At 49.4% G+C, this 13594-nt stretch carries 9 protein-coding genes; 7 read left to right on the top strand and 2 right to left on the bottom strand.

The genetic code is table 11. From position 1 onward, the window contains the following. Positions 1-175 precede the first annotated feature (175 nt). From GmarT_RS18625 to GmarT_RS18605, 5 genes are all read left to right on the top strand, one after another. Positions 176-1426 carry a beta-ketoacyl-[acyl-carrier-protein] synthase family protein gene (locus GmarT_RS18625; RefSeq protein WP_002646332.1) on the top strand — a complete coding sequence of 417 codons (1251 nt, stop codon included), beginning with the start codon at positions 176-178 and terminating at the stop codon, positions 1424-1426. Between the two features lie 327 nt (positions 1427-1753). After that, positions 1754-2017: an acyl carrier protein gene (locus tag GmarT_RS18620; protein WP_002646333.1), complete on the top strand. Its 264-nt coding sequence runs from the start codon at positions 1754-1756 to the stop codon at positions 2015-2017. Positions 2018-2038: 21 nt separating this feature from the next. After that, the gene (locus tag GmarT_RS18615) at positions 2039-3424 is read left to right on the top strand and encodes a phytoene desaturase family protein (RefSeq protein ID WP_002646334.1); all 1386 of its coding nucleotides are present in this window, start codon (positions 2039-2041) and stop codon (positions 3422-3424) included. Between the two features lie 247 nt (positions 3425-3671). Beyond that, complete coding sequence (locus GmarT_RS18610) at positions 3672-5099, top strand: phytoene desaturase family protein (RefSeq protein WP_002646335.1); 1428 nt, start codon at positions 3672-3674, stop codon at positions 5097-5099. 46 nt (positions 5100-5145) lie between these two features. Continuing rightward, entirely contained in the window at positions 5146-5571 is a 426-nt protein-coding gene (locus GmarT_RS18605; RefSeq protein WP_002646336.1) for a 3-hydroxyacyl-ACP dehydratase FabZ family protein, read from the top strand. 13 nt (positions 5572-5584) lie between these two features. On the opposite strand, the gene GmarT_RS18600 is transcribed toward GmarT_RS18605, so the two are convergent. Beyond that, complete coding sequence (locus GmarT_RS18600) at positions 5585-6868, bottom strand: outer membrane protein assembly factor BamB family protein (RefSeq protein ID WP_002646337.1); 1284 nt, start codon at positions 6866-6868, stop codon at positions 5585-5587. Positions 6869-7016: 148 nt separating this feature from the next. Beyond that, positions 7017-7526, bottom strand: coding sequence for an FxsA family protein (locus GmarT_RS18595; protein ID WP_002646338.1), 510 nt, complete (start codon positions 7524-7526; stop codon positions 7017-7019). 1102 nt (positions 7527-8628) lie between these two features. Here GmarT_RS18595 and GmarT_RS18590 point away from each other — a divergent pair. Next, on the top strand, positions 8629-9879 hold the full coding sequence (locus GmarT_RS18590; protein ID WP_002646340.1) for an efflux RND transporter periplasmic adaptor subunit: 1251 nt from the start codon (positions 8629-8631) through the stop codon (positions 9877-9879). An 8-nt stretch (positions 9880-9887) separates the two neighbouring features. Then, positions 9888-13352, top strand: a complete 3465-nt coding sequence (locus tag GmarT_RS18585) for an efflux RND transporter permease subunit (protein WP_002646341.1) — start codon at positions 9888-9890, stop codon at positions 13350-13352. Positions 13353-13594: the final 242 nt, after the last annotated feature.

Genomic DNA, 13594 nt, shown 5'->3' with positions numbered 1-13594 from the left:
CGAAGTTGATTCTATTGCGAATCGCAAATCTGAATTGCTGCGCCACTTGCGAGTTTACAGTAGAACGGGTAATCTCCTTGGGATAATATTTAACTTTTCCCCTGCCCGACCACTGCGGTCGTGTGGCATGTGGACCATCATTGTATTATCAAATCGATCAGAGTGGTATAAATCCATGCAGGCATCAATGGATGATCAAAGCAGAATCGTCATTACAGGGATCGGATTAACCGCTCCGAATGGCAACAATCTGGATGAATTTCGGCAAAGTCTACTGGCTGGCCGTTCGGGAGTTGTGGACTACAACATCCGCTATATGGGAGATGTCCTTGCCGGCGTCTGTAATTTTGACGAATTACGCTACCAGAAACGAAAAGAAGTCCGTCGCGGAACACGTGCCGGCTCTATTGCTGTCTACTGTGCGAATGAAGCAGTCAATCAATCTGGTCTGGACTGGGAAAACGTGGCCCGTGATCGTGTCGGCGTTTATCTGGGGATTACCGAGCATGGGAATGTCGAGACGGAAAACGAAGTCTACGAGATTTCGCAGTTTGATTATGATACCAAAGTCTGGTCGCATCATCATAACCCGCGGACTGTCGCAAATAATCCAGCCGGCGAAGTGACTCTCAATCTGGGGATTACCGGTCCTCATCTGACGCTGGGGGCTGCCTGTGCTGCTGGAAATGCCGGATTCATTCAAGGCGTGCAGATGCTGCGGCTGAATGAAGTCGATATGGCCTTATGCGGTGGCGTTTCCGAGAGTATTCACACGTTTGGGATTTTCGCCAGCTTCCAGAGCCAGGGAGCTTTAGCAGTGAATGAAGATCCCACGAAAGCCTGTCGACCCTTCGATGTGCAGCGGAACGGGATCGTGGTTGCCGAGGGGGGCGCTGTCTGTACTTTAGAGCGTCTGCCTGATGCATTGGCCCGCGGCGCGACGATTTACGGTGAAATTATCGGTTATGCGATGAATTCCGATGCCAGTGATTTCGTGCTTCCCAATTCAACCCGGCAGGCGGAGTGCATTCATCTGGCACTCAAACGGGCTGGTTTAAAGCCTGAAGATATTGATATTGTCAGCAGCCACGCCACGGCAACGCACCAGGGGGATATAGAAGAAGCGAAAGCGCTTGCCAGCGTGTTTGGCGATTGCCCCAACCTGGCGATCAACAATACCAAGAGTTTTATTGGACATGCGATGGGAGCCGCCGGCGCGCTGGAAATGCTGGGGAATCTGCCCGCATTCGAAGACGGTATCGCTCACGCCACACTGAATCTCGATGAACTCGATCCAGAATGCAAATTGCCTCAACTGGTTCAGAATACACCTCGTCAGATGGAACGAGTAGAATGTATTCTGAATAACTCGTTTGGAATGCTGGGAATCAATTCCGTTCTGATTGTCAAAAAATATTCTGCCTGATGGACACTGTTCAACGGCCATCAGTCCTTCTATAAACGAGCGTTGGATCTTTCGTTTAAGAAACAGTGTTCACCCATCGTAAATGCCGATTCCATATGGATTTTCTGAAAAACTCTGCTTTATCCGGGCCTGAGTCGGTTTAAATCCATTATTAGATCGGGTTATAGTATTCCTCATGAGGGGCGGGTTTTTCGGACCCGGCTTCTAGCGGGGAGATTCTTCGTTTGTTATAAGGGTCTTCCCCTGACCGGGTTTTCCCGTGATATTTGTGAGCTTCGCTGCACGAAATCGACGTTATTGGATTTTTAGAAAGTTTGGAGTTTCTGCATGGCGCCGGAACAAATCAGATCGGTAATCTTGGATATCTTGTCTCGTATTGCTCCCGATGAAGATCTTTCGGATCTGGACGACAGTGTTCCTTTCCGGGAGCAGATGGAACTGGACAGCATGGATTTTCTGGATATTGTCATGGAGTTACGCAAACTCTATCGTGTACAGATTCCCGAAGAAGACTACGGTGAACTGGTAACTATGGACAGCACTGTAACCTACCTGACACCACTCCTGAAGGATGCGGAAAGCACCGTCTGAATCCCGTAATATCCCTCCGCCATGACCTACGATTCAATCATTATCGGTGCCGGCCTGTCTGGGCTGGCCGCTGGAATCCGGCTGGCTTATTATGGGAAACAGGTTTGCATTCTGGAGAGGCACACCACGATTGGTGGCCTGAATTCCTTTTATCGCCTGCGCGGGCGAAATCATGATGTGGGCCTGCACGCAATTACCAATTATTCACCTCCCGGCGGAAAACGGGGGCCACTGAATAAAATTCTCAGACAGCTCCGCTTCAGCTGGGAAGACTTTGATCTCAGTCCGCAGTTCGGTTCTTCTGTCGTCTTTCCGGGGCACACACTGCGGTTCAATAACGAATTCTCATACTTCGAAGCTGAGATTGCAACGCAGTTTCCCAGCCAGATTGATGGCTTTCGCCGTCTGGTCGCGGAAATAGACACTCATAATATCGGCGACCTGGGACAGACCTGGATTTCCGCCCGCGCTCGCATGGCCGAGCATATTTCCGATCCCCTGTTAATCAACATGCTGCTCTGCCCGCTGATGTTTTATGGCAGCCCGTCAGAGCATGACATGGATTTCAATCAGTTCGTGATCATGTTCCGCAGCATCTATCAGGAAGGATTTGCCCGTCCCTACAAAGGTGTGCGGTTGATTCTGAAGAACCTGGTGAAAAAATTCAAATCGCTGGGAGGCGAACTTAAATTACGGGCGGGAGTACAGCAGCTGGTTACAGATGGCAAACACGTTTCAGGCGTGGTTCTCGATGATGGCCAGATACTCGAAGCGAAAAATGTGCTGTCATCAGCAGGGTCGGCAGAGACACTGCAGTTGTGTGGCGAGAATGTTACCGAGGATGATCGTTTTACTCCCGGGGAAATATCTTTTGTCGAAACCATTTCCGTACTTGATCAGCAACCTGCTGAATTTGATCACAACGAAACCATTGTGTTCTATAACGATTCCGAAGACTTTTACTACGAACAGTCGAAAAACCCGGTCGATGTTCGCAGTGGGATTATCTGCTCACCCAATAATTTTGAGTACGATCAACCGCTGGAAGAAGGTTCGATCCGGATCACTGCCCTGGCGAATCCGGGGTACTGGATGAATCTTCCGGAAGAAAAATATCTGGAAGCCAAGAAGTACTGGTACGATCAGATCCTCGAATCCTCAATGCGATTTATACCAGACTTCCGTTCGCATGTGATCGACGTCGATACCTTTACGCCGCGCACCATCAAAAAATTCACGGGTCATATCAATGGGTGTGTTTACGGTGCCCCGCAGAAAATCCTGGATGGTACGACTCCCTTCGATAATCTTTTCCTCTGCGGTACGGATCAGGGGTTTCTGGGGATTATTGGTTCAATGCTCTCCGGCATCAGCATAGCCAATCTGCATTTACTGAACGCGAAGTAAACAAAACAGACTGCAAAGATGCTGTACTCCTGCTTCTATGTCTGGCAAAAAGACATGATTTTTTCTATTCCTCTGAGGGGAATTGTCACACTTTTGTCACAGCATCCTGATTTATTGCGGTTTAGTAGACAAAGTCCCTGTTTTTCGATAAACAGGAGATGCAAAAACTTGCCATTCATGCTGGACCAGTGAACTGTCGCTGTCCTTTCTGTTTCATCTGCTACACTCAATACGACGCTGAATTATTATGGCCAAAGATTTTCTGAAAGACACTCAAGACGAATATGATGTCATTGTGATCGGCAGTGGTCTGGCAGGCATGACCTCTGCCAACATCCTCGCCCGCCAGGGATATTCGGTACTGCTCCTCGAACATCATTACCAGTTGGGCGGAATGGCCACCTGGTTCAAACGCCAGAATGGTCATATCTTCGATATTTCCCTGCACGGCTTCCCTTACGGAATGCTCAAGAGCTGTCGTAAATACTGGACCCAGGAAATCGCCGATTCCATCGTGCCTCTGCGCGGCGTTCGCTTCGAAAATCCACAGTTCTCTCTGGAAACAACATTCACGCGTGAAGATTTCACACGGCTGCTGATTGAGAAATTCCGCATTGCACCCGAGACTGTCAAAAACTTTTTCGATACCGCCCGCAAAATGAACTTCTTCGACGATCAGGGGAAAACGACCCGTGAACTCTTTGAAGAATTCTTCCCCGGTCGCGATGATGTCGTCCGCCTGCTGATGGAGCCGATCTCCTATGCCAACGGATCTACGTTGGAAGATCCCGCGATCACTTATGGAATTGTCTTCTCCAACTTCATGCAGAAAGGCGTCTACACCTTCCGTGGTGGCACAGACCGCCTGGTGAAGCTCATTAAAGCCGAAATGGAAAAGAACGGCGTCGATGTGCGTATTCGCACACAGGTCGAGAAAGTCGAAGTCAGTTCTGATCGTCGTGTGACTGGTGTTGTGGTCAACGGAAAACGCATTGGCTGCAAAGCCATCATGTCGAATTCGAACATCAAAGGCACGATTCTCAATCTCGTCGGTGAAGAGCACTTCGATCCGGAATTCATCGAAGAAACCAAAGCAGTGCGGCTGAATAACAGCAGTACGCAGGTTTATATCGCTCTCAAACCCGGTGATGAACTCAACTTCTGCGGCGATCTGCTGTTCCATTCCGAGCATAACGGGTTCGACATCAAAGCCATGCTCAGTAAAGAAGTCAGCAGTCGTACCTTCTCGTTCTATTATCCGGAAACGCGTCCCGGCAGTGATCGTTCACTGATCGTCTCATCCACGAATGCGAACTTCAGTGACTGGGCCGACCTCCCCGAAGAACAGTATGAAGCCGACAAAAATCATCTGATCGAAACCACTCTCGATTGCCTTGAGCAGTATGTTCCCAACATTCGCGAACGTGTGGATCACCTCGAAGCTTCGACGCCGCGCACGTTCCAAAGATATACGCAGCATCTGCAGGGCGCATCATTCGGCACCAAGTTCGAAGGTCTCAAAGTCAGTAAGGAACTGCCCGAACAGATTGAAGGTCTGTATCATGCCGGTTCGGTGGGCATCATCATGTCGGGCTGGCTGGGAGCCGTGAATTACGGGGTGATTGTCAGCAATGATGTGGATAAATATCTGACCCCCGCTGCCGCCCGCATTTAGTTCTTGCCGAATCTGACTTTAAACAAATACGAAACGGAATGTTCTCGTGAATCTGGATGATATCAAAGCCTGTATTCCTCATCGCGCGCCTTTTTTGTGGCTCGATGAAGTTGTTACGCTCGAAGAAAACAGCATCCATGCCCGCAAGTTCGTTTCGCCTGAAATCGACATCTTTCAGGGGCATTATCCAGATCATCCAGTCCTGCCCGGTGTGATTCTATGTGAAGCCGCGATGCAGGCCGCTGCCGTCTTCATTGCGAAAACGGATGCTCCTGATGCAGGCAAAGTTCCTGTCGCCACCCGCTTGAATAACACCAAGTTCCGCCGCATGGTCAAGCCGGGAGAAACGATCGACATTCAGGTGACGCTGACTGAAAAGCTGGGCGGTGCTTATTTCTTCAGCGGAAAAATATCGGTCGGAAAAGAGACTGCGGTCCGTCTCGAATTTGCAGTAACCGCTGCCGACGCGTAATTCAACGCATGGCTTATTTCCCAGTCGACTGATCTTCAATCCGATACAGAAAATGCTCGGTCCGCAGAATCAGTGACTTGCCTGCGACCGCCAGTGAAGCGACACAGCCTTCGTCCAGCTTGTTCGAGGCCAGTTCCTTGTATTTCTTGCCGGGTAGAAATACCCGCGTCACGCCTTCGCGATCCGGTGCGTAGATCTTACCGTCTGCATAAATGGGAGACGCGGAAAACGAACTGCGGTCCATGCGTTCTTTCCAGGCCTCATCTCCCGTCTCTGCATCCAGGCAGGTCGCGATTCCCTTGTCATCGATCATATACAAGAGACCGTCAATCAGTAACTGGGACGGCTTGGAAGGGATCCCTTTCTGTTCGATCCATTTGACATGCGTGTCCGTGACATTCCCATTACCACCCGGGTTGACTGCGTACAGATGGGCTTTTCCAAATCCGGTGCCGACGTAAATCTTTTCGCCGTCAAACAACGGACGATTGGCGGCAGAGTGCTGTGGATAATAGAACTTCCAGTATTCATCTCCTGTCAGCGGGTTGTACGAGATGGTCGCTTTCGCAGCGGGACTGATCAGTTGCACGCGGCCCTCGTATTCGATCACGCGAGGCGTAGCAAACGCTTTTTTGAAGTCGCCGTTCTTTGTGCCATAATCGATGTCCCGATCTTTCTTCCAGACTTCTTTCCCGGTCTCTTTATCCAGCGCGACGATGTATTGGTAATCGTAACCATCGTATTGCAGGATCAGCAGGTTCTGATAAATGATGGGTGACGATCCGGCGCCGCGCCAGTGGTTACAGGGATAGTCGCGTCGCTCCCATAATACTTTCGCAGTCTTTGTATCCAGACAGGCGGTACCATACGCGCCATAATGCACATAGATCCGACCCTCTTCAATAATGGGGGTGCTGGAGGCGTGAGAATTACTGGGGTCAATATACTGGGGCTTTTCGACATCAAAAATCTTTTTATCGTGCAGGATTTTTCCTGTATTGAAATCGACGCAGACGACACCCAGCTCTTTACCATCTTTGGTTGAAGTCGTCACCCACACCTGATCTTTCCAGACCACAGGAGAGGACCAGGCTCGCCCGTGCACCGGGGTTTTCCAGACGATGTTTTCTTTCTCACTCCAGGTGGTTGGCAATCCGGTTGCCTGCGATGTGCCATCCGCGTGTGGACCTCGGAACTGGTTCCAGTCGGGTTCTTCTGCCGTTACCAGTGATGCAGACATCATCATAGCCAGCAGGGAGACAGCAGAGAGCAGGCATCGAAAGTGGAGCAGTGGCATAGCAGATTCCTGAATTGAATGATAAACAGCGGGTAGGAAAGCAGGGTTGATCGGTGGTTAATAATTAAAGGAAGTTAACACGCACGCATGATGATTTGCCTGTTTTCGATTATAAGAGCCATCACCCCCGATGCAATTGTAAAGCCATTTATTCTGTTTCTGAAGAATCTTTACGAGTGAACTCCACGTCGATGATGTCCTCTTCCGGGGGAGTATCACTGGGGTCTGCCGATTGCTGAAAATCCTGAAAATGGGTGGCACTGGTATAGAAGGTGTTCTGTGAGCGTACCTGCATCAAGGCACGCTGTTTGAGCCATTCCCCGACCCGGTCTTTGAGTAGTTCTCGAACGGGGGGAATCAGCAGGGCAAAACCGACCATGTCGGTCATGATGCCTGGAGTAATGAGAAACGCGCCGGCAATCAGAATCATCAGTCCGTCCAGTAGCACCCCGGTGGGAGGTTGACCTTGTACCATGTGCTGCTGAATCTTCCGCCAGGCCTGTGATCCCTGTTTCCGCGCCAGCCAGGCGCCCAGAATCCCTGTTACCAGCACCAGCCCAAACGTTACGACAGGACTGGTCAGAGAACTGAACCAGAGCAGCAGCCACAGCTCGGCGAGAGGAATGATCGTAAACAGGAGGAACAGTCGTAACAACACAGTCAGTCACCGGTACTAAAGAAACGGGATGCGAGACATAATCTGATATTCTATACCAAACTGACATGGCTGAACATACCCACCCGAAGAATCGCTATGTTCGAACAGGGGAGATATACACATCAGCTATATTTCAGTAGTGTTTCGACTTCTTTACCACTGCTCGACTTTCACCTCACAGATTCGACTTGATCCCGAGGTGCCGTCGAAGAAACTACGCAGTTATGCGTCGCGCGCGTTGTGTTATTTTTTTCAATCTGATCAAAGTCCACTCGTAGTAAAATCAGCACTATTAATATTACTTGCAGGTAAGTGATTTCGCTTTTCTTTTTAACCGGACGTTCCGAATGAGCACCCGTTATCGGACCTGTTTCGAACACTTGAACGACAGGTTTACGCCTGTTTTGGAAATCATTCGACCTTCTTTTTACCTTAACTGGAAGAAACCTGCGTCAGACATGATTTCAATTCTCATTGGACCTTTCCCTAAATAAAACTGTTTAAAGTAGTGCAGCAAACTTAAGTTTCAGGTAGCTGTCAGCGGGTATTCAAAACGATCCAGACTGAACGGGCTGGCGCAAACCGCAGAATGCAATTTAAGCAGAATCAGGTTCAGGTCTGTCGAGTGATCTTCTCATACTCCAGGTCTCATATATTAACACAGAACTCTGCTGAACCTGCAGTTGAAAATTTAACTCATCGTTTTGAATCTTCTCACTCTGGCTGTAGCTGAAAAGCAGGGGCCGTTTTATTTCCTGTCCAGGCGGTTTTTGAAAAATAATCTCTGTCGGCTTCGCTCAAAGCCTGCATTTATTTGCGTAGCCAGGTGCAAAATGTTGCGTTTTCACATGCAATAATTTGCACTTTCGTCGGGGGTGGGGACGCATTGCTTTAAGAATATGATTCATAGAAATGGGGGTGACAATAAAACAGGTGCCACATTCTCACTGTAAATCAGGCATAAAAAGCTTCGGGCTTAGCATTTACTGGAAATTTCAATTCGACGGTATGTCGATTGCATAAGAGCTTCTCGTACATTTTTTTACTGTCCCCGATTTATGCTCCCGTACAGGACATGAGAAACAACTGCGAGAAAAACATAATGAAACTCTCACCGCTCTCAATCCTCAGTTTGATGCTCATTACTCTTTCTATGCATGCCTGCTCCAAACTCGAGGGGCATAGTGACGTTGAGCACCATGAAGAGCATCCGCAACACAAAATTGTTGTCACCAGTCCGATGAAGAAGGATGTGGTCAGCACACAGCAGTATGTTTGCCAGATCCACTCATATCGACACATTGAGGTCCGGGCTCTGGAGAGCGGGTACCTCGAAGAAATCCCGGTCAGAGAAGGGCAGTCGGTGAAGGCCGGCTCGACGATGTTCAGGATTTTACCCACACTTTACGAGGCAAAGTTGAACGCCGAGAAGGCTGAAGTCCAGCTCGCTCAAATTGAATACAACAATACAGAGCGATTATACAACCAGAAAGTGGTAGCCCAACCGGAAGTCGCACTTGCTGAAGCGAAGCTGGCAAAGGTGAAAGCCAGGATGCAACTGACGCAGGCTGAACTGGACTTCGCGACGATCAAGGCACCCTTTGAAGGCATCATCGACAAGCAACTGCATCAGCAGGGGAGCCTGATTTCTGAGGGAGACATTCTCACGACTTTGTCAGACAACAGTGTCATGTGGGTTTACTTCAATGTCCCTGAGGCACGTTATCTCGAATATAAAGCAGACCCAGACAGGGATAATATTAAAGTAGAACTCCAGCTGGCGGATGGTTCAAAGTTTCCGTATATCGGCAAGATTGGTGCGATTGAGGCAGATTTTAATAACCATACCGGAAACATTTCCTTCCGTGCAGATTTTCCCAACCCGAATGGTCTGTTGCGACATGGGCAGACCGGAACGATTTTACTCAGCCGTGTTATCAAGGATGCAATTGTTATCCCTCAACGGGCAACGTACGAAATCCTTGCCAAGAAGTATGCCTATGTTGTTGATAAGGAAAATCTGAAGGATCACATGGAGCAGGCAGCAGGACATGATGCACAGGGACATGAAAAGCATGGCGAAAAACACAGAGATCATCATAACGGAAAGCATGCAGAGGAACATATCGGGAATCATGAAAGCGAACATGCTGCAGATCATGGCATCGTGCATCAGCGCGAAATTGTAATCTTAAAAGAATTAGATGATATCTTTCTGATCAAAAAGGGGCTCGATGTGAACGACAAGATCATTTTAGAGGGGGTCCGTCAGGTTCGCGACGGAGAACCGGTGGAATACGAGTACCTGGCTCCTGAAGATGCGCTGGAGAATCTGAAGTATCATGCAGAATAGGAACCGCCATGTTTGCTAAATTTCTTCACCGCCCCGCATTGGCCATCGTGATCTCTCTGCTCATCCTGTTCATGGGAGGGCTGGCGATCTTTGGTCTGCCCATTTCGCAGTTTCCTTCTGTGGCACCACCGAGTGTCGTGGTCGCGGTTTCATTTCCCGGCTCGAGCGCCAAAATTCTGGTCGATTCGACTCTGGTGATTCTGGAACGAGCCATTAACGGTGTGCCGAATATGCGCTACATGAGTTCCGCGGCCACCAGTGCCGGTGAGGCATCGATCATGATCGTTTTCGAGCCGGGTACCGATCCGAATGTGGCGGTTTTAAACGTGAATAACCGAATTCAAATGGTGAAAAACCGGCTCCCTCCCATCGTAGAACGCGAGGGGATTATCGTCATGCAGAACATGACGAGTATGCTCATGTATGTGAACGTTTACAGTAAAGACCCCAACCACGATCAGAACTTTCTTTATAACTACGTCAGCGTCAACCTCCTGCCAGAAATCCAGCGGATCCGGGGCGTCGGTCGGGCCACGATCCTTGGCAACCGGGCTTATGCAATGCGAGTCGAACTGAATCTCGAACGCATGCGCGCCTATAATATCTCCTCAGCCGATATAATGGAGGCGATCAAAGAACAGAGCATCATAGGTTCGCCCGGACGGCTGGGTCAGGCGACGGGAACGACGTCGCAAACGATTGAGTATGTTTTGACCTGGGTGGGACGCTACAATAAGCCTGAGCAATACGAACAGATCATATTGAGGTCTAACCCCAATGGCGAGATACTGAGGCTCAGTGACGTCGCCAAAGTCTCACTGGGTTCTTCATTTTATGACCTGTATTCTGACATAGACGGTTTGCCTTCGGCTTCCATTGTGCTCAAGCAAACCCCTGGTTCCAATGCCGCAGAAGTCATTGAGGAAGTGAAGAAGAAGCTTGAGGAAGTCAAGGGGGAATCGTTTCCTCCAGGTATCGACTATGCAGTGAGCTACGACGTTTCCAGCTTCCTGGATGCCTCGATCGAGAAGGTGCTGCATACCCTGTTTGAAGCGTTCATTCTGGTTTCGCTGGTGGTCTACCTGTTCCTGGGAGACTTTCGCAGTACACTTATTCCAACCCTGGCGGTCCCGGTATCTCTGATTGGTACCTTCTTTTTCATGAGTATGTTCGGGATGTCGATCAATCTGATCACGCTGTTTGCTCTGGTACTGGCGATCGGAGTTGTGGTGGACGATGCGATTGTGGTGGTTGAGGCAGTACATGCCAAAATGCACGAGAAACATCTCTCGCCTTACGCTGCGACCAGGGAAGTTGTGCACGAGATCAGTGGTGCAATTATCGCCATTACCCTGGTGATGACTTCGGTATTCATTCCAGTGACATTCATGCCCGGGGCGGTGGGTGTATTCTACCGCCAGTTCGCTCTCACCATGGCGATGTCCATTGTGCTCTCCGGTGTAGTGGCTTTGACACTCACTCCGGTGCTCTGCGCGATGATTTTGAAACCTCATTCAAATCACGAACAGCAACGCGGTCTGATCGGTTTTGTGAACCGAGTCATCAGAAAGAGCACAGGCCGTTACGCCAATGTCTTGCGTGGTTTGCTGTCTCTCGCGCTCGGCCTGGGGGCAGGGTACGGGATCTATGAATTGCTGCATATCGAGTTTGTCCATGAACTGGTCTCCGAACAATTTCACCTTACTGAAACGAGAACACTTGTCATCAGTGGTGTGATGGCCGTGTTATTCATATTCACATTCCGGTCCATGTTTTCGGGAAGTGAACCGGGTGAAAAGAAGAAACGCGGACCACTCGGTATCTTTTTGCATCTGTTCGACCGGGGCGTTGAAAAGGTTACGGGCGGTTTTGTTGCCATCGTAAGTCGGATCGTATCAAGACGGCTGCTGACCATGCTTGTGATTGGTGGCTTCGGTTATGGAATACTGCTGGTGAATGAAGTACTTCCTTCGGGTTTTATTCCACTTGAAGATCAGGGCGTGATCTACGGGATTATCCAGACACCTCCCGGTTCAACACTCGAATATACTAACTCAAAATCACATGAACTGCAGAAGATCTGCCAGGAATTTGAGGAAGTAACCTCTGTGACCTCGCTGGCTGGTTATGAAATTCTGACCGAAGGTCGAGGTTCCAATGCTGGTACCTGCCTGATTAACTTAAAGCCCTGGGCCGAACGTGAACTGACTTCCAAAGAGATCATTGCGAAACTTGAAGAAAAAGGTCGTGAGATTTCCAATGTGAAACTTGAATTCTTTGAACCGCCTGCCGTTCCCGGGTTTGGTGCAGCCGGGGGATTTTCGCTTTGTCTGCTCGATAAGACAAACAGCGGCAACTACGAGGAATTCGGAAAAGTGACCGAAAACTTCATGACCGCGTTGGGAAAACGCAAGGAAATGAAAGGCCTGTTCACGTTTTTTGCCAATAATTACCCGCAGTATGAGATTATAATCGACAATGACGTGGCCATGCAGAAAGGGGTGTCGATCGCCGATGCGATGGATAACCTCTCCATCGTGGTGGGCAGCACCTGGGAACAGGGCTTCATACGCTTTGGCCAGTTCTACAAGGTTTATGTGCAGTCGGCTCCCGAGTTCCGCCGGTATCCGGAAGACCTGGAAAATATGTTCGTCAAAAACGATGATGGGGAAATGGTGCCTTACTCTTCATTTATGAAGATCAAGAAGACCCAGGGGATGAACGAGATCAACCGCTACAACCTGTATACCACCGCGATTATTCAAGGAGCGCCGGCGACAGGGTTCAGTAGTGGTCAGGCCATTGATGCGATCAAGGAGGTTGCCGAACAGACTCTGCCGCATGGTTATGGCATTGGCTGGCAGGGGCTTGCCTATGACGAGGCAAACAAAGGGAACACGGCGATTTACATCTTTGCGATCGTCGTGATCTTTGTGTATCTGGTTCTGGTAGGGCAATACGAGAGTTTCCTCCTGCCACTCGCGGTGATCGCCTCGTTACCTGTTGGTCTGTTTGGATCCTTCCTGTTCCTGAAGGCAATGGGATTAGCCAATGATGTCTACTGCCAGATTGGTCTCGTCATGCTGGTCGGTCTGCTGGGTAAGAATGCGATTTTGATCATTGAATTCGCTGTTCAGCGTAGACAGGAAGGCTTGAGCATTAAAGACGCGGCCATCGAAGGCGGTAATTTGCGATTCAGGCCGATTGTAATGACCTCTTTTGCCTTTATCGCCGGCCTGGTTCCCCTGGTCCGGGCTACCGGTCCGGGAGCGATTGGTAACCGCACAATTGGATCTACGGCAGTTGGCGGAATGCTCATGGGGACATTAATTGGAGTCCTGGTGATTCCCGGTCTTTATTACCTGTTTGGCAAGATGGCTGACGGGAAGAAAATGATCCGGGACGAACACGATGAACCGCTCAGTGAATTATTTGAGCGCGACTCTTTAGCAGAAGTTGATCATGGCGCCTGAGTTGATTTGAGTCGTTTCAGGCGTTGTGAACCACTTCGTATGTGAAGCAAAAACTGCTTGAAATGCATGGATATCCCCCTCTCTTCCCTCAGTGTCTCAGTGTTGTTCGGTAGTCCATTCCCCTCGGTTTCTCTATTTCGTGTATAATTCTGGCTTGCCATGAAATCAAATTAAGTTGAGATAGAACACAAGTCGAAGAAAGAACTGACTGTGATTGTTTTGACATGTATCTGAATCTGCCG

This window comes from Gimesia maris (assembly GCF_008298035.1).
Lineage (GTDB): Bacteria > Planctomycetota > Planctomycetia > Planctomycetales > Planctomycetaceae > Gimesia > Gimesia maris.
The sequence above is the reverse complement of the archived record's forward strand: the minus strand, read 5'-3'. Positions and strand labels throughout refer to the sequence as shown.